Source organism: Afifella aestuarii (genome assembly GCF_004023665.1).
GTDB classification, from domain to species: Bacteria; Pseudomonadota; Alphaproteobacteria; order Rhizobiales; family Afifellaceae; genus Afifella; species Afifella aestuarii.
On record NZ_SAUF01000001.1, the window covers coordinates 1321349 to 1342922 of the forward strand.

At 63.3% G+C, this 21574-nt stretch carries 18 protein-coding genes; 7 read left to right on the forward strand and 11 right to left on the reverse strand.

What is annotated here, in order from left to right; all coding sequences use genetic code 11:
* Positions 1-21: 21 nt before the first annotated feature.
* Both EO094_RS06170 and EO094_RS06175 read right to left on the reverse strand, forming a co-directional pair.
* Positions 22-555, reverse strand: a complete 534-nt coding sequence (locus EO094_RS06170; RefSeq protein ID WP_128291362.1) for an iron transporter — start codon at positions 553-555, stop codon at positions 22-24.
* An 81-nt stretch (positions 556-636) separates the two neighbouring features.
* On the reverse strand, positions 637-2598 hold the full coding sequence (locus tag EO094_RS06175; RefSeq protein ID WP_128291363.1) for an FTR1 family iron permease: 1962 nt from the start codon (positions 2596-2598) through the stop codon (positions 637-639).
* Positions 2599-2811: 213 nt separating this feature from the next.
* Here EO094_RS06175 and EO094_RS06180 point away from each other — a divergent pair, with 213 nt between their 5' ends.
* Positions 2812-3585, forward strand: coding sequence for a HugZ family pyridoxamine 5'-phosphate oxidase (locus EO094_RS06180; RefSeq protein ID WP_128291364.1), 774 nt, complete (start codon positions 2812-2814; stop codon positions 3583-3585).
* Between the two features lie 52 nt (positions 3586-3637).
* On the opposite strand, the gene EO094_RS06185 is transcribed toward EO094_RS06180, so the two are convergent.
* The 3 genes from EO094_RS06185 to EO094_RS06195 are packed head-to-tail and all read right to left on the reverse strand — an operon-like array spanning position 3638 to position 5691.
* Positions 3638-4030 (reverse strand): Fur family transcriptional regulator, encoded by a 393-nt coding sequence (locus EO094_RS06185; protein WP_128291365.1) that lies wholly within the window; start codon positions 4028-4030, stop codon positions 3638-3640.
* 4 nt (positions 4031-4034) lie between these two features.
* Complete coding sequence (gene znuB / locus EO094_RS06190; RefSeq protein WP_128291366.1) at positions 4035-4862, reverse strand: zinc ABC transporter permease subunit ZnuB; 828 nt, start codon at positions 4860-4862, stop codon at positions 4035-4037.
* Positions 4855-5691 carry an ATP-binding cassette domain-containing protein gene (locus EO094_RS06195; protein ID WP_425455845.1) on the reverse strand — a complete coding sequence of 279 codons (837 nt, stop codon included), beginning with the start codon at positions 5689-5691 and terminating at the stop codon, positions 4855-4857. The genes znuB and EO094_RS06195 overlap by 8 nt, the downstream gene beginning before the upstream one ends.
* A gap of 101 nt (positions 5692-5792) precedes the next feature.
* Between EO094_RS06195 and znuA the strand changes: the two genes are divergently transcribed.
* Entirely contained in the window at positions 5793-6833 is a 1041-nt protein-coding gene (gene znuA, locus EO094_RS06200; protein WP_128291368.1) for a zinc ABC transporter substrate-binding protein ZnuA, read from the forward strand.
* A 53-nt stretch (positions 6834-6886) separates the two neighbouring features.
* On the forward strand, positions 6887-7810 hold the full coding sequence (locus EO094_RS06205; protein ID WP_246008374.1) for an alpha/beta fold hydrolase: 924 nt from the start codon (positions 6887-6889) through the stop codon (positions 7808-7810).
* Between the two features lie 415 nt (positions 7811-8225).
* On the opposite strand, the gene EO094_RS06210 is transcribed toward EO094_RS06205, so the two are convergent.
* The 3 genes from EO094_RS06210 to EO094_RS18850 form a co-directional block, all read right to left on the reverse strand.
* Positions 8226-9431 (reverse strand): porin, encoded by a 1206-nt coding sequence (locus tag EO094_RS06210; protein ID WP_128291369.1) that lies wholly within the window; start codon positions 9429-9431, stop codon positions 8226-8228.
* Positions 9432-9810: 379 nt separating this feature from the next.
* Positions 9811-12444 carry a sensor domain-containing protein gene (locus EO094_RS06215; RefSeq protein ID WP_128291370.1) on the reverse strand — a complete coding sequence of 878 codons (2634 nt, stop codon included), beginning with the start codon at positions 12442-12444 and terminating at the stop codon, positions 9811-9813.
* Between the two features lie 344 nt (positions 12445-12788).
* Positions 12789-15284, reverse strand: a complete 2496-nt coding sequence (locus EO094_RS18850) for a lytic transglycosylase domain-containing protein (protein ID WP_205649833.1) — start codon at positions 15282-15284, stop codon at positions 12789-12791.
* 116 nt (positions 15285-15400) lie between these two features.
* On the opposite strand from EO094_RS18850, the gene dapA reads away from it, so the two are divergent.
* The gene (dapA, locus tag EO094_RS06225) at positions 15401-16279 is read left to right on the forward strand and encodes a 4-hydroxy-tetrahydrodipicolinate synthase (protein WP_128291848.1); all 879 of its coding nucleotides are present in this window, start codon (positions 15401-15403) and stop codon (positions 16277-16279) included.
* 23 nt (positions 16280-16302) lie between these two features.
* Entirely contained in the window at positions 16303-16776 is a 474-nt protein-coding gene (smpB, locus tag EO094_RS06230) for an SsrA-binding protein SmpB (RefSeq protein ID WP_128291372.1), read from the forward strand.
* A 29-nt stretch (positions 16777-16805) separates the two neighbouring features.
* Here the strand turns inward: smpB and EO094_RS06235 are convergent, their stop codons facing one another.
* The 3 genes from EO094_RS06235 to EO094_RS06245 form a co-directional block, all read right to left on the reverse strand.
* On the reverse strand, positions 16806-17165 hold the full coding sequence (locus tag EO094_RS06235; protein ID WP_128291373.1) for a hypothetical protein: 360 nt from the start codon (positions 17163-17165) through the stop codon (positions 16806-16808).
* A 104-nt stretch (positions 17166-17269) separates the two neighbouring features.
* Complete coding sequence (locus tag EO094_RS06240) at positions 17270-17959, reverse strand: uracil-DNA glycosylase (RefSeq protein ID WP_128291849.1); 690 nt, start codon at positions 17957-17959, stop codon at positions 17270-17272.
* Positions 17960-17988: 29 nt separating this feature from the next.
* Positions 17989-18630 (reverse strand): LabA-like NYN domain-containing protein, encoded by a 642-nt coding sequence (locus EO094_RS06245; protein ID WP_128291374.1) that lies wholly within the window; start codon positions 18628-18630, stop codon positions 17989-17991.
* A 185-nt stretch (positions 18631-18815) separates the two neighbouring features.
* On the opposite strand from EO094_RS06245, the gene rpoZ reads away from it, so the two are divergent.
* Complete coding sequence (rpoZ, locus tag EO094_RS06250; protein WP_128291375.1) at positions 18816-19187, forward strand: DNA-directed RNA polymerase subunit omega; 372 nt, start codon at positions 18816-18818, stop codon at positions 19185-19187.
* A 180-nt stretch (positions 19188-19367) separates the two neighbouring features.
* Entirely contained in the window at positions 19368-21566 is a 2199-nt protein-coding gene (locus EO094_RS06255; RefSeq protein WP_128291376.1) for a RelA/SpoT family protein, read from the forward strand.
* Positions 21567-21574 lie beyond the last annotated feature (8 nt).

Genomic DNA, 21574 nt, shown 5'->3' on the forward strand with positions numbered 1-21574 from the left:
ACGTGTCATGTCGTTGTTTGCTTAGTCCTTGAGAGGGACGAAGCTGAATTCGTATTCGACGTCGAGCGGCTCGAACCAGCGGCCGACGCCCGTATCCTCGTCGGTGTGGCGGCCGAAGCCCTGCCGCGACGGCGGATCGATGTGATAGCTGAGACGGTAATTGCCGGGGCCCGACATCTTGATGTTGGAGCCGTAATGCGGCCCGTCGATGGCCACCATCGGCATCAGGTTGCCGCTCGTCACCTTGCCGGTGTCGAGGTTTTCAAGCGTATAGCCGATGGTGAGGTAGGGAATCCACTCGCCGGCACCGAAACCGTTCGGGTTGCCCTGCGTGGCGTGGATGTCGGCCTCGATATGAATGTCCGCCTGATCGGCCGGAAGGTCGATGCCGCGCGGCTCCATGTCGATCGGCGAGAGATAGACGGCCGCGATCTCCATATTGGCCATCTCTTTGGCCTCACCGGCCGGATATTCCTTGAATTCGGCATGGGCGGCGCTGGCCATGCCGGCGGAGAAAATCACCGCAGTCAATAACTTGGTACATCTTGCAATCATCGCCAATTCTCCTGTCTGGCGGGTGAGAAGCTTGGTCGTTGTCAGGCGGACTTTCGTCCGGGCTCGGCGCCGCGGCGGAGGTCAGCCGGCATGGGCAGGCCTCCCGGAGCGGCGGACGAGGGGGATGGCCAGAAGCGCGAGCGCAATCAGCACAAGCTGGGGCGCGAGCGTCTGGACGTAGGGGAAGATGCCGAGGAGCGGGACTTGCGGCACCCAGGCGATGAGCGTCGGCTCCAGAACCTTGCCTTCGATCAGCTCCATGACGCCTTTGCCGGCGAAGACGAAGGCGAGGTAGTAGAGGAGCGCGCTGGTGAAGATGAAGAAGGGCCGGATCGGCAGCTTCAGGGCACCGTAGCTCATGGCGAAATAGATGATCGCGAGAAGGCCGAGGCCGATGATGAAGCCGGCAAGGATCGACGAGCCGCCGCTCGCATCAGCGCCGACGGCGAGCGCCTTGTAGAAGAGGACGGTTTCCGCACCCTCGCGGTAGACGGCGAGGAAGCCCGCGAGCCAGAGCGCCGTCAGGGAACCGGTCGACAGGGAATCGCCGATCTTGCCCTTGAGATAGGCGGTCCACTTCTGCGCTTCGGCCTTAGAGATGAGCCAGTAGCTCATGGTGAAGAGGACGACGGTGGCAATCAGCATCGTCGCGCCTTCGAGGATCTCCTGCTGCGAGGCGGCGATGTCGAAGACCCATTGCACGAGGATGGCGGTCGCGACGCTGAGCACGAGGGCGACGACGACGGAATTGTAGACGACGCGCTTCTTCTCGCGGTGGCCGATCTTTTCCAGATAGGTGAGCATCGCGGTGACCACGAGCATCGCCTCGAAGCCTTCGCGCAGGATGATGGTGAGCGAATAGACGAAGAGCGTCCACGGGGAATCGGCGGTGCCGCCGCCGAGCTGTTCCGCGGCAGTCGCAAAATCCGTGTTTGCCGTGGCGAGGTCTTCTTCGAGCGCTGCCGGCTCGAGGCCGGCGCGCATGGCGCCGACGAGCTTGGTGAAATGACCTTCGAGCTTCGTCTTGAACGCCGTGTCGCGGGCGCCGATCGCGGCTTCCATGCCGCTGCCTTCGAAGACGTCGAAATAGGTGTCCTGAACCTCGCCGATCGCCTTTCCGGTGTCGCCGGCGCGGTAGGTTTCGATCGCGGCCGCGAGACGCTCGTCGATGGTGGCGATGACGCCCTGCCAGTCCTTGGAATTTGCGGACGAGGCTGCCGTCGCGCGGTTCTCCATGCCGGGCAGGAGAGGCAGACCCGGAAGGTCGTCTTCGATGTCGGCGACGAGAATGTCGCCCGAGGCGCGCACCATGCGCGCCGGCTTGCCGTCTTCGACGAGGCCGAGGATGCGGGTGAACTCGGCGTTGAATTCGGCGTCCTGGCGCTGCGAGACGTGACGGCGGATGACGGTTTCGAGGAGAGAATTCTTGTAGCCTTCGAACTGCGCCTGGGTGATTAGCGCCTTCGCCTTGTCGGCATTGCCGTTTTCATAGGCGTCGGCCGCGTCCGACATCAGCTTGCCGACATGATCGATCGCCTGCTGCCAGTACGGCTCGACGGTTTGCGGAGCGGCGTTTGCAGGGGCGTTTGCGGAGGCGTCGGCCGTTGTGGCGGCATGGCCCGTCTCCGCCTTGATGTGCACGCCCTCTTCGAGTTGCGGCACGACCTCTTCGAGTGCAGCGATCTGGGCTTCGATGCGCTCGCGAACCGTTGTGGCGGGAGCGCCGTCGATGATCGCCTGACGAATATCGCCGAATTCCGCCTCCAGCTCATAGCTGCGCTTGGCCGAGATGTTGATGCGGATCGGGCCTTCGAGATTTTCGAAGATTTCAAAGTAAGAGCCCTGGACGAGATCTTTGGCGGTGTCCGCATCGCCGGCGTCATAGCTGTCGGCAGCTTTCGCCAGACGATCTTCAATCTTGCTTACGAGGCCGCGATAGTCGGGCTCGGCGGCATAAGACGGCTCGGCAAAGAAGGCCGCGAGCAGAAGCACAACCAGGAGCGCCGGCCAGGCGAAAGACGAAAGCGGGGGGCGTGCCTTCATCTTTTGCCTGCCGGCGTCGGGAAACGCAGCGCGATCGGGTGCGACAGCCGCAAGCGGCAGGGTTTGCGTTTCCGATAGCATTTAAGACCTCGTCCAAAGAACAGTTTGGGGTTAGCTCTTCTTGACTTTTAGAGTCAACATTGATTTGCAGCGACCAAATGTCCGTCGCGCAAGACGTCGCGATGGTGGGAGACAGCGGAGGGCCGCAGGCCTATGAACGACAAGAACAAAGTGATCCGACCGACGGACGACGAGGCACGGAGCCTCGCCAAGCGGCTCATCCGTATGGCCCGTTTCGGCGCGTTGGCGACGCTCGAGGCGGAAAGCGGTCACCCGCTTGCCACCCGCACGGCGCTTGCTACCGATATGGATGGTACACCGATCATCCTGATCTCGGAACTCTCCGCGCATCGCCACGCGCTCATGTCAGATCCGCGCTGTTCGCTGATGGTGGGCGAACCCGGACGGGGCGACCCTTTGGCGCATCCACGGCTGACCATGATGGGCAAGGCGCAGCGGGTCGATGCGGAGGATCCGGCGCATTCGCGGCTTAAGCGCCGCTATCTCGCGCGCCAGCCGAAGGCGCAGCTTTATGTGGATTTTGCCGATTTCGCCTTCTTCCGCATCGAGCCGGAGCGGGCTAGCCTCAATGGCGGCTTTGGCAAGGCGTTTCTGCTCGACCGCGCGGATTTCGTGCTGCCGACGGACCTCGTGGAGGAGCTGGAGCCGATCGAGTATGGCGTGGTCAAGCATATGAACGAGGATCACCGCGAGGCGATCGGGCTTTACGCGACGGTTCTGTGCAAAGGCAAAGCCCCGGCCGATGAATGGTGGATGGCTTCGCTCGATCCGGAAGGGGCCGATCTCGTCTCCGGCGATCTCGTGGAGCGGCTCGTCTTTCCCGAAAGACTGGTCTCGCCACAGGATTTGCAGCCGATGCTGGTGCGGCTTGCCAAAGAGGCGCGGTCCCGCCAGACGGCGGCCTGATGCGGCGCTACCAGAAGGGACGTTGCTAGAGGGGGCACCGCCGCGAAACGTCTCAGTGGCAGGCGGCGCAGCGCCCTTTGATTTCCAAAGTCGTGCGGGTCGGGATGAAATCGTGCTCGCGGCTCCAGGCGGCGAGCCGGCTCTGCAGGACGGGATCGCAGAATTCCTCCACCCGTCCGCAGGCCTCGCAGATCGCAAACGCAACCATTTCGCCGCCATGCTCGGCCGCGTGCGAACAGGCGACGAAGGCGTTCAGCGATTCGATGCGATGGACGAGCTTGTGCTCGGTCAGCTTGTCGAGGGCGCGATAGACCTGGAGCGGCGCCCGCAATCCTTCGGGGCGCAATTCGTCGAGGATCTGATAGGCGCTGAGCGGGCTCTTGGCCTCGCTGAGAACCGACATCACCAGCGACTGGTTTTTGGTCAGGGCGGGCGTTTCATGCATTGTCTCACTCCGTTCCCGTGACTTCTTCGGCCTGGCGGCGCTCCGGCTCGACCATCTTCCATGTGAGGCTCGCCAGGAACAGGATCAATGCGGCGACGACGATCGAGGGGCCGGAGGGGGTGTCGAATTCGAGGGACCCGAAGAGGCCGCCGGAGGCCGCGAGCGCGCCCACGATGGCCGCGATCACGGCCATCCGCTCCGGCGTCGTGGCGAAGCGGCGCGCCGTTGCCGCCGGAATGATGAGCAGCGAGGTGATGAGGAGGACGCCGACGATCTTCATGGCGCCGGCGATGACGGCCGCCATCAAGAGCATGAAGACGAGGCGGGCCCGCTCGGTCGCAAGGCCCTCGGCGACCGCGATTTCCGGGGAGATCGTGCCGGCGAGAAGCGGGCGCCAGATGGCGACGAGAATGGCGAGGACGACGGCGCCGACGCCGTAGATGAGCATCACGTCGGTGCGCGAAACGGCAAGGATATCGCCAAAAAGGTAGCTCATCAGGTCGATGCGGATCCAGGTCATGAAGGCGATGAGGACGAGACCCAAAGCGAGCGTCGAATGGGCGAGGATGCCGAGAAGCGCATCGGCGGGGAGCGAGCGATTGCGCGACAGGGCCACGAGGCCGAGCGAGGCGGAGGTGGCGACGGCGAAGACGCCGAAGGTCAGGTTGATGTCGAAGAGAAAGGCGATGGCGACGCCGAGAAGCGCCGAATGGGCCATGGTGTCGCCGAAATAGGCCATGCGCCGCCACACGACGAAGCAGCCGAGCGGGCCTGCGACGAGCGCAACGCCGATGCCGGCGAGGAGGGCGCGGACGAAGAAATCATCAAGCATGGCGGTGGCCTCCCTCCGTGCCAGTGCGGGCCGGCTGAGCGAGAGTGTTTTCTTCCACATCGTCGCTGTTGGCCGACAGGGGGGCGGTGGTGGCGTGAGTGTGGGCGTGATGGTGGCGGTAGATCGCGAGCGTTTCGGAAGCGCGCGGCCCGAAAAGACGCTGATAGGCTTCGCTCGCCGCCACCTGTTCCGGCGGACCCGAGCAGCAGACATGGCCGTTCAGGCACAGAACCCTGTCCGTCTGCGCCATGACGATGTGCAGGTCGTGGGAAATCAACAGGATTCCGCAATCGAGCCGGTCGCGGATCTGGCCGATCAGATCGTAAATCGCGATCTCGCCGGTGAAATCGACGCCCTGAACCGGCTCGTCGAAGACGAGGAGGTCGGGCTTGCGAATGAGCGCGCGGGCGATGAGGACACGCTGGAATTCCCCGCCCGAGAGCTGTTGCAAAGCGGCGCCAGCGAGATGTGCCACGCCGGTTTCGGCGAGGGCTGCGGTGATCGCATCGGCCGGAAAGCGGGCGGTCAAGGCCATGAAACGGCTGACCGACAAGGGCATCGTGCGGTCGATCGTCAATTGCTGCGGCACATAGCCGACCGTCAGCTTCGGGGCGCGGCGGATCTCGCCTTCGTCGGGGGTGATGACGCCGAGGAGCGATTTCGCGGTGGTGCTCTTGCCGCTGCCGTTCGGCCCGATGAGCGTGACGATTTCGCCGCGACGGATGGAGAGATCGACGCCCCGCACCAGCCATTTGCGGCCCCTGCGCACGCCGAGACCTTCGATCTCGACGAGGAGGTCGGCGTCCTTTCCGTTTTTTTCGCTGCGCATCATCGTCTCCGGTTGCCGCGCTCTATGGCCCATGTTATAGGGTTACGCAAGATATGTAATGTAATAACATATCTGACTTGTGCAATTTAGAGGTCGATTTCATGCGCAAAAGGCATCCTCTTGCATCCCTCGCTCAGGGGCTTGCGGCAGGGCTCGTTCTATCATGGGGCACGCAGGCGATGGCCGCGGCTCCCGATGTCGCCGTCTCCATCAAGCCCGTGCACTCGCTGGTCGCGGCCGTCATGGAGGGGGTCGGAAGTCCGCATCTCATCGTCGCGACCGGTTCGCCGCACGATTATGCCCTGAAGCCGTCGGATGCACGGGCCTTGGAGGGGGCGGACATCGTTTTCTGGGTCGGACCGGAAATCGAGGCGTTTCTGACGGAGCCGCTTGAGACGATCGCGCCCGATGCCAAGAAGGTTGCGCTGTCGCGGGCGCCCGGCGTCACGCTTCTGCCGCCGCGCGAAGATGGCGCTTTCGAGCCCCACGACCACGACCACGACCATGACCATGGACATGAGCATGAGGCGGATGGCGCTCATGAGGAGGCCGGGCACGACCATGAGGGCGACGCGCATGCCAGCGACGAGCATGCGGACAATGATCATGCCGGGCATGACCATGAAGGCGAGATCGACCCGCATTTGTGGCTCGATCCGGAGAATGCGAAGGCGATGGTGAACGAGATCGAGACGGAGCTTGCCGACATCGATCCCGACAATGCTGCGACCTATGCCAGGAACGCCGACAAGACGCGCGAGCGGCTCGACAGTCTCACATCGGAGCTTTCCGACGAACTCGCCGGACTGAAGGGCAAGCCCTTCATCGTCTTTCACGATGCCTATCAGTATTTCGAGAAGCGGTTCGGGCTCGAAGCGGCCGGTTCCGTCACCGTGAGCCCGGAAGTGTCTCCCGGCGCGCAGCGGGTTTCGGAGATCGCTGCGAAGATCCGCAATCTCGGGGTCGTCTGTGTTTTTGCCGAGCCCCAGTTCACGCCGAAGCTGATTGCGGTCGTCACAGAAGGCACGGACGCCAAGAGCGGCGTGCTCGATCCGCTCGGCGCCGACCTCAAGGCGGGACCCGACCTCTATTTCGAGCTGCTCGAGGAGAATGCCGCGGCGCTTCAGGAGTGTCTGGGCTGACGACGCCCCCAATCCTTGGACGGATGGGATGAAAGGCGCTATTGCCTGTCCCTATGAACGACGAAGCGATGGCCGGGACAGGCGAGCGTGAAGGACGCGTCTTATACGTGAAGGCGCAGGACGGGCTGAAGCTCGCCCTGCGCCTTTATGGCGACTGGCAGAGCCCGGCGCTGCCGCTCGTCTGCCTGCCGGGTCTATCGCGCAACGGGCGCGATTTCGGCAAACTGGCGCGGTTCTTTTCGGCCCATGCCGACACGCCGCGAATGGTTGCGGCGCTCGATTACCGCGGACGCGGATTGTCCGGCTACGATCCCGACTGGACGCATTACACGCCGATGGTGGAGGCCGACGACGTTCTCGCCGTCACGACGGCACTCGGCATCGAGAGAGCGATCCTCGTTGGAACCTCGCGCGGCGGCATCATCACGATGATCATGGGCGCCATGCGCCCCGGGCTGATCGCGGGGGTCGTCCTCAACGATATCGGCCCCAAGATCGAAGGGACCGGCCTCGCGCGCATCAAGAACTACCTCTCGAATATGCGTACGCCGCAATCGATGGCGGACGCCGAGAAGATGGTTCGGAAGATCGCCGGCCATTCCTTCACCAGCCTCAGCGATGACGATTGGCGCGCCTATACCGAGGCGCTGTTCGTGGAGCGCGATGGGGCGATCAAGCCGGATTACGATCCGAAGCTTCTGAAGACCGTTGCCACGCTCGATCTCGAAGAGGCGGTTCCGACGCTCTGGCCGCAATTCGACAGCCTGCGGCACGTGCCGCTGTTGTCGATCCGTGGCGAGAATTCCGATCTGTTGACCGCTGCGACAGTGGAGGAGATGGCCTGGCGCCATCCCGGCATGGAGCGTCTGACGGTCGAAGGGCAGGGGCATGCGCCTCTGCTGCGCGATCAGCCGACGCTCGATCGGATCGCGGCCTTCGCGCGCCGCTGCGATCTCCATCAGCCTGCGAAGCCATAGAGGCGTCGCCGAATTCCCCCTGAGACTGTCGTGAAGCGCCTGTGCCGCCGCGACAAAGGTCGGGGTGGCTCAGGTCCTGGCTTCGGGCGAGGGCAGCGGCGGCGCTTGCAGCTTCATCGGGCAGGCTGAGAAGCCCGCCGAGGTCTGCCATGTTCGCACGGCCTCATGTCGCTCTGCCAACTTCGTTTCGCGCAGTTCCGATCAGCCGGGCCGATTGGGCCCTGGCCGAGCCTGCATGTTCGTCCGAATGGGGGGAGCTGAGGCTTGTCGCGCGGGCCTGATAGGATCTCACGCAAAGGGTGCCGCCCTTTGACGCTCCGAAAATCCGCAGAGTCGAGAGAAGCCGAGCCACTGGTCCAAAAGAAAAGGCCCGGCGTTGCCGCCGGGCCTTCCCAATTCCGATCGCTTGAAGCGATTAGAACGTGCGCTGTGCGCGGAACATCACGCCCCAGATGTCGTCCGGAGAGTCTTCGTCGGCGAACTCCCAATCGACATTGTTGTAGGCAACTTCGACGCCCATCAGGAAGCCAGAAACCGGCGTCCAAGCGACGTTACCCGTGATGCCGTAGAAGTCGAGGTCACCAAGGGCTTCGTAGTCGATGTCCGTGTAGGACGCATTCAGAGACGCCGTCCACTGCGTGGCGAAGTCAGCCGAAATGCCGCCGCGGACGTTCCATGCCTTCGTCAGCTCGACGGAGCCATCGTCGTCGAGGGTCACGTCAGAGAGCGTGTTCTCGAGGATGAGGCTGTTCACGCCGGCGGTGATGTAAGAAACAGCACCCTGCGTGTAGTTGGCCTGAACCGAAGCCTCGAAGCCCGTGCCCGGGATGCCGGCGGTCACGCCAGCGCCGATGGCCCAGCCGAGATCGCTGTCGTCGTCGCCGTCGAAGAGGGCGTCGTCGACGAATTCGACACCGGTGTCATGAATGACACCCATGATCTGGGCCGAACCCCAGCCCTGATCGACGCGCACGTTGGCGACGACGTCCGGGAATTCCTGACCGTCGATGACAACGCCATCGAAGTGCGCACGACGGCCGCCGGAAGCGGCGTCTTCGAACGACAGCGTGGCGGAAACGCCATTGCCGACGTTGAAGGTGTACGCGAACAGCGTCTGCTCGGTCGTGTTATCGTCGATGCCGATACGCGTGCCGTAGCCGTAGGTGCCGAAGAAGTCGAAGAACGACGAGGCATGACCGACGGTGAGGGTGCCCATGTCATTCGAGAGCTGGATGAAAGCGTTCTCGAGGTACTGGCCCTCATCGTAGTTGTCGGCGAAGCTCGACGGGCCGATCTGGAGCGAAGAGCTCACATAGGCGCGCAGAAGACCGAAATCGGTCTGCGTACGAGCGTCGAGGCGGACATAGCCACGAGCACGCGAGGTGAACTCGTTGAACGTGTCGCCCTGGTCGTCGCCATTGACGTAGTGCGCTTCAACGCGCACCCGACCGCCGACCTTCAAGCAGGTGTCGGTGCCCGGAATGTAGTAGAATCCAGCGCCAAACGCATCGCAAATCCGCACATATTCGACCGGCTCTGCGACCGGCAGATCGGCGGCCTGTGCTCCGGTGACGGCCATCACTGCAGCCGCCGAGCCGAAAAGAAGGCTCTTGAGTTTCATTTGTAGACCTCCAGTCCAAGTTGCACGAGCCGGGGGATAATGCGTTCAGTCCGTGCCTTTATTGGCGTCGGTTCTGAGTGGCGTCCCCCGCCCCTCAACCTTCTCCGTTTCGAAGAAGTGGGCTGCCTCGTGGCTGCCTGAGGCCACACTATTCATCCGCCTTGCACAGGCAACATCAGAATGCCCGCGCTGCCGGCTTTGGCAGTCGATGTTGCACAATTGCCACGAAGCAGGCCCCAAACCCTAAGAAAACCTTAACGTGGACGCCGTTTCGCGGCTCTTTCGCGCCTCTGGGGGCCTTGCGCACAGCCTTCAAGGTCGGGGGCGGGGAGAGAATCGTGCGCCGAAGCCACACATTTCGGATGGGCTCAGATTCGGATCAGGCGAATCTCTGTTGCGTCAGCGGGGCCGCGTGGAGGGGAATCACCGGGGACGCGAATCTCTCTTCGAAAGCCTGGGGCGGCATCGGTGCTCCGGACAAAGGACCCTGAAGGCGGTCACAACCGGCGGCTGCCAGAGCCCGCCGCTGCGCCTCCGTCTCCACACCTTCCGCGATGACCATGAGGTTGAGGCTGTCGGCGATGCGCATGACCTTGCGGATGAGGGGAGGAGGCTCGGCTGCGATATCGCACATATGCGCCGGATCGATCTTGATCTCGTCGAAGGGCAGCGCTTTGAGCTGGGCGAGGCGCGTGAGGCGGCCGCCAAAACTCTTGAGAGTGAAGCGCACGCCGGAACGGCGCAGCCGATGCATCTTGTCGGCGAGCGCCACATCGTTCTTGCCGACGATGATCTCCGGCAATTCGAGCGTGAGGCGCCTGGGGTCGGCGCCGGCATCCAGAAGAAAGCGGTTGATCCGTCTGACGGCGCCGCGCTCGTGCAGCATGCGCGCGCTGACACCCACGGAAAGCGACAGCCGGCAGAGGTCCGGCCTCGTGCCCCAGCTGCCGAGGAGCGCGCAGGCCTGAGCGATCGTCTGGTGCGTCAGGGCTTCTGCCTGCCCGGCCTCTTCGGCGAAGCTTGCCAGCTCCTGGCTGCGGAAAGCCCCCCATCTTTCATGGTGCCAGGAGGGCAGGAGCTCGGCGCCACGGCAGTTGCCGTCGACATCATATTGAGCATCGAGCACGAACTCGATGTCGCCGCTGTCGATCGCACGGCGAAAGTCGGCGATTGCGCCGACATGCTCGCGGGCGGGGTTTCGCGTTGCGGCGCTGAAGACGCTGAGGCCGTTGCGGCCGGCGGCCTTGGCTTCGTACATCGCGAGATCGGCGTGTTTGAGGAGTTCTTCCGGATCGCTCTCGCGTCCGTCCAGCAAGGTGAGGCCGATCGAGCAGGTGGTCTGAAAGCGCTGCTCGTTGAGGAGGCAGGGCTGGTCGACCGCCTGCAGCACTTTCCGCGCCACCCTGTCGGCGTGGCGCATCGCCTGCGCTTCCGTATCCCCCAGATCCTGCAAAAGCACGACGAACTCGTCGCCCCCGAGCCGGGCGACGGTATCGAGCTCGCGCAGGCACAGACGCAGACGCTGGGCGGTGCTGGCGAGGAGCAGGTCGCCGACATCGTGGCCGTAGCTGTCGTTGATGACCTTGAAATTATCGAGATCGATGAAGAGGAGGGCGCCGAAGCTTTTGCGCCGCCGGCTCGCGGCCAGCGCCATCGCCAGCCTGTCGTGCAGCATCTGCCGGTTCGGCAGGCCGGTCAGCGAATCGAAATAGGCGAGCTCATAAATCTGCCGCTCATTGGTCTTGAGGGCGGTGACATCCGAAACGAGGCCGTGCCAGAGGACGGAGCCATCGGGCTCGCGGTCGGGCACGGCGCGACCGGACAGCCAGATCGTGCCGCGATGAGGATGACTGACACGAAATTCCAGCGCCCAGGGCGTCATGCGGGTTGCCGAGCGCAACAGGCTTGCCGACAGACGCAGGCGGTCGTCGCGATGGACGGCGGCGAGGAGAGGAGAGGCGTCGTTGCGCACGTCGTCCGGAGTGACCCCGAAGAGCGGTTCAAGGCCGAGACCGGCATAGGGAACGGCACTGGTCGCGTTTGGGCGCCGCCGCAATTGAAAAAGACAGGCCGAAATGACGGCGCCGATTTTTTGCAGGCGCTCGTGCAGCTTTAGCTGTCCGACCGTGCCCGTCACCTCGCGGACCGTCCCCTCATAATAGAGTGTCTCGCCGGTCACCGGATCCTTTACGAGATGGGCGTTCTCTTCCACCCAAATGCGCTCGCGCGTTTTGTGGCGGTAGACCTCGGAGATGAACCTTTCCACCCGACCGTGTTCACGCATGGCGGCCTGGAACTCGGCCCGCCGCGTCGGGTCGACGTACCATTCGGTGGCGATGTCGTGGACATTCGCCAGCATCTCCGCCTCGCTGTCGTAGCCGTTGAGACGAACGAGCGCGGGATTGGCCGCAAGCTGCTGCCCGTCGATGGAGGAGCGGTACACGCCTTCCTGAATGTTCTCGTAGATGGCGCGGAACGTGGCCTCAGGCTCTTGCTCTATCCGGAGAGCCGGGGCCAGGGGGGCTTCGGGCGCGATGCCATGAAGGATGGCGACGCATTCATCGGCGCGCGTGCCGCCGCTCGTGAAGGCGCTCAGCGTGAGATTGACCCGCACAGGACAGCCATTGCCGCCGATGCAGTGCATTTCGCCGCTGCATTCCGAAAGAGCACCGCAGCTGAGGCTCGTCAGGCGCTCGCCCCAGATATTGCGCTCCTCCGGAATTGCGAGAGAGATCAGGGAGCGGCCGGCGAGCCCTTCCGGCTCGAATCCGAGAAGGCTGGCGCAGCGATGGTTGATCCGGGTGACGCCGCCGTCGGCGAAACGGATCTGGGCCGCGGCGACGATGTTCTGATCGAACAGAGACGCCGGCGCGCTCGTCTGGAGCGCGCTCGATTGAGGTGCATTCGCCTGAGGTACATTCGATTGCGGCCCACCCGTCTGCGGGCGCGTGACGGGACACGGCGGCGGCTCAGAATCCGCGACAGCTCTCGCACTCGCCGCTTGTTCCCCCATCGGCTCGTCCTCTCCAACCACCGGTGCAGATTCCCCCAGCCTTATGACCAATTTCCTAGAGGAACGATGCTCCCTGAACCTGTCTGGTCAGTAGGTGAATATAATATTAATTCTGACTGCGTATTTGTATTGTCTCCACCTGCAAATGTAAAACAGGTTCTGCTCGCCTATCAATTGTTCTTTTGTACGACTTTCGCGTCACCGAATAATTTCGGATACGCGACGGTGCGCCGGCCGATGGGGCCTGCCGGCGTCACGTCCGAATGAATACCTGCTTGCGGTTTTAGGGGCGGTGCAGCCCGTCTTGGACGGCGGTCTCTGACGGCAGAGGGCGCGTGAAAGGGCTAACGGACTGGATCGCCGTGCGCCAGATCCTCGGAGATGGAGAGCGTATGGCCGAGGCGGCTGCGATAGGCCTGAAGGTTTTCCATCACCTTCTGGACGTAGTTGCGCGTCTCGTCGAAGGGGATGCGCTCGACCCAGTCGACGGGATCGGTCTCCGCCCCGCGTGGATCGCCGTAACGTTTCACCCAATCGATGGCGCGGCCTGGCCCCGCATTATAGCCCGCGAAGGTCATTATATATGAGCCGCGCAGATTGGTCAGAAGTTCGCCGAGATGGGCGGCGCCCAAAGTGGCGTTGTAGGCGGGGTCGCTCGACAGGCGCACGAGAGAGAAGGGAAGGCCGATCTGCCGCGCCGTATAGCGCGCGGTCGCGGGCATGAACTGCATCAGCCCGCGCGCCCCGACATGGCTGGTGGCCGACGGGTTGAAGGCGCTCTCCTGTTTGGAGACCGCATATAGAAGTGCGCGATCGACGATCGCCGGCTGCGGAATGTCCGGCGGGACGACGATGAGCGGCGCGCGCAGGGCCCCGACCTCGACGCCGCGGGCATCGGCACGGGCGGCGGCGAGCATGCCGTAATGCGGTTCGTTGATGCGCCGGGACAGCGTATCGAGAAGGGAAAGCTCGCCAGGACTATCAAGCTTGTCGCCGAGCGCCATGAAAAAGGCGCGGGTGCGGAAATTGTGCTGTGCCGCCGCGAGGCGCTTGATGGCGTGCACTTCCGGCCTTGCGGCAAAGCGCAGCCTGTCGAGTGCGGTCGGGCGCGGCCGGAGTTCGAGACCCGTATGGGTGAGGCCCAAAGCTTCGCGCGACAGCTGACCATAATATGTGGCGCCATGGCGGGCGGCGACGGAATAGGCCTTGGCCGCCTGATCGGCGTGGCCGCTCGCGGCATGGGCGCGACCGAGCCAGTAATAGCCGCGCGCGATGGAGCGCGGCTGCGTGGCGACGGCGGCGATCCTCGCAAAGTGCGCCCGCGCGGCACGCGGGGAATCGAGATATCGGAGTGCCAGCCAGCCGGCATGGAATTCCGCTTCGACGATCGCCTCCGGCGATTGCGCGGCATGGGTGGCCGCCACTGAATAAGCGAGGGCGGGGTAGCCTTCTTCCAGGAGCATGCGCGCCAGATCCTTGCGCAGCTCCCACCACCGGTCGGCATCGCCCAGCTTGCTGCCGGCGCGCTCCACCAGGCTCATGCGCAACGCGGCTTCGACAAGCTGGTCTTTGCGAATGAGCATGAGGATGCGGGCGTATTCCCAGGCGGGCTCGCCACGGAAACGCGTCTTGATGGCCATCAGGCTCGCGGTCGAGCCGCCGCGGTCGACGGCGGCGGCGACGGCACGTGCCAGCTGGTCATAGCCCGGACCGATCGCCTGGCCGACACGGATCGCCTCGCCCGTGCGCTTGTGCAGGAGAAGTCTGCGAAAGCGGTAGAGGTGGTCCTCTTTTGACAGCGCGTCGGCATGCTCGGCCAGAATATGCGCCATCTGCGCGCTCGACAGCGATTCCTCGCGCCAGATCCGGCGAACGATTTTTCGGCTGCGCTTGTGCCAGCCGCGCTCTGAATAGATATCGGCGAGCCGCAGCCAGCCATCATCCGTCATCGGCGCGCCTTCGGCATAGAAGGCGAGAAGGGCTTCGCCCGTCGGACGCGTGCGCAGGAGCGCCTGTTCGGCGCGCAGCCTGAGGAGGTCGGGATCGGGCCAGTCCGGGTGGTCGCGTGCGACTTCCTCGATCGTAGCCGGGGCGAGGCCGGAGAAGGGCGCGCGGGCGACGAAGAAGCGGATGAGCTCGCGGTCGAAGGCGTTCGGCAGGGTCTCGGAGAAGGCGAGCGCACTCGTATAGGCATCGGCCGTCACGAGATCGAGGCCGCGCTTCAGGAGGTCGGCCTGCGAAAAGCCGTAAGGCGGGCGGTCGTTCTTCATCCGGTTCAGCCGCTCAGCTGCGGCACCCATCGGGATCGGACGCGGGCGCGGCGCCAGAAAGGCAAGCTCCTGCGATCCGGTCTTCTCTGCAGCGTTCTCCTGTGACGGGGCCGGCTTCTCCGTTTGGGCCGAGAGCGTCTCGCCGGTTCCGATCGAGCCGGTGGTCGTTTCGGGCTCGACGCTGGCCGAGGCGTCCCCATCCGTCTCCTGGGCCGGGTTTTCATCGGCGCTGGCGGCTGCGGCGTCGGCTGCGGCCGTTTCTTCAGGCGCAGCGTTTTCGGGGGCCGCATTCTCGGCGGTCGAATCTTCGGATGCAGAGGCGGGTGTCGCCTTCGCTTCCGCGACATCGCCCGGCTTTGCGTCTGAAGTTGCGTCTGCGGCAGGACGGGGCGCGGGCATGGCTTCAACGCTCGCTGGGGCCTTTTCCTCCGGGCGTGGCTTCGGCAGCATCGGCGTTGCGGGCGCGGCGGTCGCCACGGGGGCTGAAAGCACGAGCAGAGACTCCCCAGCCGCGATGGCCAGGGCGAACGCTGCGGCGATCGCCGCGAGTTTCCTGCTCGGCAAGATCACGTGTTCGGTTCTGCTTCCTTGCGGCCCCAGAGCGGAGGCGGTGCGCTTGCTCTTGCCAGGATGCGCCACTATCGTCCGCCGCCACAGTCAAAAGGACAGAATTTTTGGGCCAAGTTATGTTCAAGGGGTCAATTCCGGCGCTGGTGACGCCCATGCGCAACGGTAATGTCGATGAAGAGGCGTTCCGCAACTTCCTGGAATGGCAGATCGGCGAGGGCAGCCACGGCTTCGTGCCGGTCGGCACGACCGGCGAATCACCGACGCTGTCGCATGCCGAGCACAAGCGGGTGGTGGAATTGTGCGTCGAGGTCACGGCCAAAAGGGTGCCGGTGATCGCCGGCGCAGGCTCCAACAATACGCGCGAGGCGATCGAGCTTGCCGAACATGCGGAGAAGGCGGGTGCCGATGCCGTACTGGTGGTGACGCCCTATTACAACAAGCCGAGCCAGAAGGGCCTATACGCACATTTCAAGGCTGTGGCGGACGCGATCTCCATCCCGATCATCATCTACAACATCCCGCCGCGCTCGGTGATCGACATGAGCGTGGAGACGATGAAGCAGCTCTTCGAGGATTGCCCGAACATCACCGGCGTCAAGGACGCGACGGCCAATCTGGTGCGCGCCAGCCTGCAGCGCCAGGCAATCGGCACGGAGTTCAACCAGCTCTCCGGCGAAGACCCGACGGCGCTCGGCTTCATGGCTCATGGCGGGCATGGCTGTATTTCGGTGACGGCGAACGTCGCGCCGAAACTCTGTTCGGAATTCCAGAAGGCCTGCATGGCGGGCGATTTCTCAACGGCGCTCGACTATCAGGACCGGCTGATGCCACTCCATCGCGCATTGTTCCTTGAGCCGAGCCCGGGACCCACCAAATATGCACTCTCGGTGCTCGGAAAGATGAGCGAGGAAGTGCGCTCGCCGATCACCACGATCGGAGAGGAGACCAAAAGCGAGGTGCAGGACGCGCTTCGCCATGCCGGGCTCCTCAATTAACGCAAGGTTGCAGTTGGATTTCGATGGCGAAGAAGACGACGACGAACAACAAGGTTGTGGCCGACAATCGGCGCGCCCGTTTCGATTACGAAATCGGCGAGACGATCGAGGCTGGCCTGCAGCTCGTCGGAACTGAGGTGAAGAGCCTCCGGCAGAACAAAGCCAATATCGCGGAATCCTATGTGAGCCCGGAACGTGGCGAGGTGTGGCTGATCAACGGCAACATCCCGGAATACGTCCAGGCGAACCAGTTCAACCATGATCCGCGACGCAAACGCCGGCTGCTCTTGCATCAACGCGAGATCGACCGGCTGTCGCAGAGCGTCGACCGCGAAGGCATGACCATCGTGCCGCTGCGGCTTTATTTCAACGATCGCGGCATCGCCAAGCTCGCGATCGCGCTCGCCAAGGGCAAGAAGACCCACGACAAGCGCGAGACCGAGAAGAAGCGCGACTGGCAGCGCGAGAAGAACCGGTTGTTGAAGGAGCTCGGCTAGCCGGGCTCCTGCTGCGGTTCAGGGGCGGCTCACGAGAGGAGCTCGCCTGAGCTTGTGCGTCTTTCGGTGAGATAAAGCGCCCGGGGCGGAACGGCGACCCCGGCGAGCAGGAATGCGAGCACCATAAAAGCTGCTGCGATCAGATTGAAGCGCCGCACCGGCGCGCCGAAACCTTTTAGAATTTCCTGAGCGTCCTCAGCCTGGCTCGATGGCACGCGCAAGGCGACGCCGCCGAGTGCAACGCTGTAATGCCAGGCGACGGAGATGTGTTGCTGCCCCACCGGCACCACGACGATGCCGTGGGCCTTGAGCATGCAGATAGCGAGCGATGTCTGGCTCGGACCATAGACATGCGCGATCGTCGTCAGATCTTGTGTCGGCTCGGCCATGCCATTCCCCCCCATTCCGATAACGGCGTAGCCTTTCAATCAATGTCGCGGCAAGGTTGCGCCGATGTCTGGATGCCGGCTGGAATTTCTTGGTTAGCGAACGATTAACGCGGCTTGCCCAAGAGATTGCGGATCTCTGCGAACACGCCTTTGAACATCTTTTCCGTCAGAACACCGGTGTTCGTGTTGTAACGCGAGCAATGGTAGCTGTCGAAAAGGCGCAGGCCGCCTGACGCCTCGCCCGTGATTTCGTGCACCGCGCCATGGCCGAAGGGCGCGTCCTTGAGGCGCAGGCCGAGGGTGCGCACGACGCTGTCATGGGCGATGCGCCCGAGCGCCAGGATGGCGGCAAGCTCGGTGTGGCGGGCGATGGTCGCGGCGAGGAACGGCCGGCAATTGTTGATCTCCGCGCCGACCGGCTTGTTCTGCGGCGGCACGCAGCGCACCGCGTTGACGATCGCCGCATCGACCAGCTCGAGCGTGTCGTTGGGATCAGCGCGGTATTCGCCGCGCGCGAAGCCATATTCGATCAGCGTGTCGTAGAGGAGATCGCCGGCATAATCGCCTGTAAACGGGCGTCCCGTGCGGTTGGCGCCGCGCAGGCCCGGCGCCAGGCCGATGATCAAGAGCCGTGCAGAGGAGGGGCCGAAGGTCGGCACCGGCGCGTTGTGCCAGGACGGCTCTTTGGCCCGCCATTCGTTGCGGAATTCGACGAGGCGCGGGCAGAGGGGGCAATCGCGGGGCGGGTTCGCAGGCGGACAGGTGCCGCGGGAGGTTTTTGACGAAGACGGCAATTCCCCCGCGGCCGGGTTTTCAGCGTATTTCACCGGGCGCTCGTGTCGACTTCATCATCATCGTCGTAATAATCGAACTCGTCGTCCTCATAGGAGCCGGGGCTGCCGTCGTTCTCGTCATCGGAGGCGGGACGTGTGCGGGCAGGGCCGGCACGACCGAATTCGGCTGCCATGTCGGCAAGCTCGAGAAAATGGTCGGCCTGGCGACGAAGGTCGTCGGAGATCATCGGCGGTTGCGACTTCAAGGTCGAGGCAACGGTCACCTTTTTGCCTTTGCGCTGCAAGGCATCGACCAGATAGCGGAAGTCTCCGTCGCCGGAGAAGAGGATGAGGTGGTCGATGTGCTCGGCGATTTCCATGGCATCGACCGCGAGCTCGATGTCCATATTGCCCTTGACCTTCCGCCGACCCTGCGCGTCGGTAAATTCCTTCAAGGGCTTGGTGACGATGCGGTAGCCATTGTAATCGAGCCAATCGATCAAAGGGCGGATCGAAGAATATTCCTGATCCTCGGCAAGCGCAGTATAATAAACCGCGCGCAAGACATAGGCTTTCTTGCGAAAACTATCGAGAAGACGACGGTAGTCGATGTCGAAACCCAGCGAGCGGGATGTTGCGTAAAGATTGGCTCCATCCAGAAATAAGGCAACTTTTTCACGCGCATCGAACATCGTGAACCTCCTATAAGACAATGTGTTTTCTTGGAAATTTTTGCCGCACCAAGAAAGTTGCCCACGCCTAAGTGAGGGATTCGGCGCTTTCAAGGCAGGCTGTTCGTAAACCTTGCGGGACTGTTGAAAAAGGCCTATGGGGAACCCAATTCCCGTTTTCGAACGATTTTTGAGGAGGTGCATCCATGGCGCGCGTCACCGTGGAAGATTGCGTCGACAAGGTCGATAACCGGTTCGATCTCGTGCTTCTTGCGGCGCACCGCTCGCGCACGATCTCGAATGGTTCGCCGCTGACGGTGGACCGTGACAACGACAAGAACCCCGTCGTTGCCTTGCGGGAGATTGCCGACGAGACGATTCAGCCCGAGGATATGAAAGAAGATCTCATTCATTCCTTGCAGAGGTTCGTCGAGGTCGACGAGCCGGAGCCGGCTCCGGAAGAGATCGAAGCCCAGAGCGGCGGAGCAGAAGACGAAATGACCTTCGATCGGATGAGCGAAGAAGAGCTTCTGCGCGGTCTGGAGAGCCTCGATCCGCCCGAGCGGCGCGACGACTGAGAACGGCCTCAGCGAGATCGGCGGCGGGAGTTTTCCTCGCCGCGACGATAAAGCCCCGCCGGTGCGGGGCTTTTTTTTCGCACGGATGCGCTCAGCCTTTGTAAAGCCTATATCCGGCAAAATGGGTTGAAAGCGGTTCACTAGCCGCGCAGGGCTACAAGGCCGCGAGGACGTCTGGGGATGATGCGCCAATACGAGCTGGTCGAGCGGGTCGCCGCCTACAATCCAGCCGTCAATGAAGATCTGCTCAATCGCGCGTATGTCTATGCCATGAAGAAGCATGGCACGCAGAAGCGCGCCTCCGGCGATCCTTATTTTTCACATCCCCTCGAAGTCGCGGCCATCATCACCGAACTCAGGATGGATGACGCCTCCGTCGCCGTCGCGCTTCTCCACGATACGATCGAAGATACGAGTGCCACGCGCGACGAGATCGACAAGCTCTTCGGCACCGAGATCGGGCGCCTCGTCGACGGGCTGACGAAAATCGACCGGCTCGATCTCATGTCGCGCGAGGCGCGGCAGGCGGAGAGCCTCAGAAAGCTGCTTCTCGCCGTCGCCGACGATGTGCGCGTGCTTCTCGTCAAGCTCGCCGACCGTCTGCACAATATGCGCACGATCCAATACGTGCCGGAGGCGAAGCGCGGACGCATCGCCGAAGAGACGATGGAAATCTATGCGCCGCTCGCCGGGCGTATGGGCATGCAGGCCGTGCGCGAGGAGCTGGAAGAGCTGTCCTTTCGCACGCTCAATCCGGAAGCCTATGCGACGATCGCGGCGAAGCTCGTCGATCTTCGCGAGCGCACCGGCGGCGACATCGAGACGATCCAGGTGGCGCTTGAAAAGAGATTGCAGGACAGCGGAATCAAGGGTGAGATCCGCGGCCGGCAGAAGCGGCCTTATTCGATCTTCGCCAAGATGCAGCGCAAGGCCGTCGGCTTTGAACAATTGTCGGATATTTTCGGCTTCCGCATCTTCTTCCACGACGTGAGCGACTGCTACCGGGCGCTCGGTGCCGTGCATACGGAATGGCGGATGGTGCCGGGGCGCTTCAAGGATTACATCTCCACGCCCAAGCAGAACGGCTATCAATCGCTGCATACGACCGTGGTCGGGCCGGGCAAGCAGCGCGTCGAGCTGCAGCTTCGCACCTATGCGATGGACCGGATCGCCGAATACGGCATCGCCGCGCATCCGCTCTACAAAGACGGGATTGCCGCCGACCGGGACCGGCTGGCGCGCGAATCCTCTGCCTATGCGTGGCTGCGGCAGACGGTGGAACACATCGCCCATGGCGACGCGCCGGAAGAGTTTCTGGAAAACACCAAGCTCGAGCTCTTTCAGGACCAGGTCTTCTGCTTCACGCCGAAGGGGCGCCTCATTGCACTGCCGCGTGGCGCGACGCCGATCGACTTCGCCTATGCGGTGCACACCGATATCGGCGACACCTGCGTCGGCGCGAAGGTCAACGGCAAGCTGACGCCGCTCGTGACGCCCTTGGAGAACGGCGACGAGGTGGAGATCGTGCGCTCCGAAGCGCAGCGGCCGCCGCCCGCCTGGGAATCCGTCGTCGTGACCGGCAAGGCGCGCGCCGCCATCCGCCGCGCCACGCGCGCCCATGTGCGCAAGCAATATGCGGGGCTCGGCCGCCATACGCTGCACCGGGCCTTCGAGCGATTGGAGGAGCCGTGGTCGGAAGCGCGCCTCAAGGAGCATGTCGGCCATTTCGGCTTCGAAGACGTCGAGGATCTCCTCGCCGCTGTCGGGCGCGGTCAGGTCAATGCCGAAGCGGTGATGAACTCCGTCTTCCCCGAGCGCATGGTCGCGACGCAGGCGGGCACGCGCACCAATACCTGGCACGATACGGCGCGAGCGAGCCTCGGCTTCAACCTCGACGAGGAAGGCCGCCGCGGCGCGCATGACGACAACGCCCTGCCCATCCGCGGGGCGAGCGGCGACATGCCGATCCGTTTCGATCCGGAGGGCGGTGCGGTGCCGGGCGACCGTATCGTGGGCATCCTCACACCAGGTGAGGGGATTACCATCTATCCAATCCATTCTCCGGCTTTGACGGAATTCGAGAACGAGCCGGATCGGTGGGTCGATGTGCGCTGGGACATTCCGGGCGGTTCGGCGGAGCGGTTTCCGGCGCGGATCAAGGTGTCGACACTCAACGAGCCTGGATCTCTTGCCGAGGTTGCAGATTCGATCGGCCGCAGTGACGGGAATATTGACAATCTTCGGATGCTGCAGCGCCGTCGTGACTTTACCGAGCTTGAAATCGATCTAGAAGTCTGGAACCTCAAGCATTTGAACCACATCATGCGGAACTTGAGGGCGAAATCGGTGGTGAGCGGCGTGGTGCGCGTCAACGGATAGTTAAGATT

Bases quoted from the DNA above. Each gene is read 5' to 3' on its own strand.
- EO094_RS06185 (WP_128291365.1), bottom strand. From the start codon at position 4,030: ATGCATGAAACGCCCGCCCTGACCAAAAACCAGTCGCTGGTGATGTCG.
- smpB (WP_128291372.1), top strand. From the start codon at position 16,303: ATGGCGAAGAAGACGACGACGAACAACAAGGTTGTGGCCGACAATCGG.
- EO094_RS06215 (WP_128291370.1), bottom strand. From the start codon at position 12,444: ATGGGGGAACAAGCGGCGAGTGCGAGAGCTGTCGCGGATTCTGAGCCG.
- rpoZ (WP_128291375.1), top strand. From the start codon at position 18,816: ATGGCGCGCGTCACCGTGGAAGATTGCGTCGACAAGGTCGATAACCGG.
- EO094_RS06235 (WP_128291373.1), bottom strand. From the start codon at position 17,165: ATGGCCGAGCCGACACAAGATCTGACGACGATCGCGCATGTCTATGGT.
- EO094_RS06180 (WP_128291364.1), top strand. From the start codon at position 2,812: ATGAACGACAAGAACAAAGTGATCCGACCGACGGACGACGAGGCACGG.
- znuA (WP_128291368.1), top strand. From the start codon at position 5,793: ATGCGCAAAAGGCATCCTCTTGCATCCCTCGCTCAGGGGCTTGCGGCA.
- dapA (WP_128291848.1), top strand. From the start codon at position 15,401: ATGTTCAAGGGGTCAATTCCGGCGCTGGTGACGCCCATGCGCAACGGT.
- EO094_RS06205 (WP_246008374.1), top strand. From the start codon at position 6,887: ATGAACGACGAAGCGATGGCCGGGACAGGCGAGCGTGAAGGACGCGTC.
- EO094_RS06210 (WP_128291369.1), bottom strand. From the start codon at position 9,431: ATGAAACTCAAGAGCCTTCTTTTCGGCTCGGCGGCTGCAGTGATGGCC.
- EO094_RS06195 (WP_425455845.1), bottom strand. From the start codon at position 5,691: ATGCGCAGCGAAAAAAACGGAAAGGACGCCGACCTCCTCGTCGAGATC.
- EO094_RS06175 (WP_128291363.1), bottom strand. From the start codon at position 2,598: ATGAAGGCACGCCCCCCGCTTTCGTCTTTCGCCTGGCCGGCGCTCCTG.
- znuB (WP_128291366.1), bottom strand. From the start codon at position 4,862: ATGCTTGATGATTTCTTCGTCCGCGCCCTCCTCGCCGGCATCGGCGTT.
- EO094_RS06245 (WP_128291374.1), bottom strand. From the start codon at position 18,630: ATGTTCGATGCGCGTGAAAAAGTTGCCTTATTTCTGGATGGAGCCAAT.
- EO094_RS06255 (WP_128291376.1), top strand. From the start codon at position 19,368: ATGATGCGCCAATACGAGCTGGTCGAGCGGGTCGCCGCCTACAATCCA.
- EO094_RS06170 (WP_128291362.1), bottom strand. From the start codon at position 555: ATGATTGCAAGATGTACCAAGTTATTGACTGCGGTGATTTTCTCCGCC.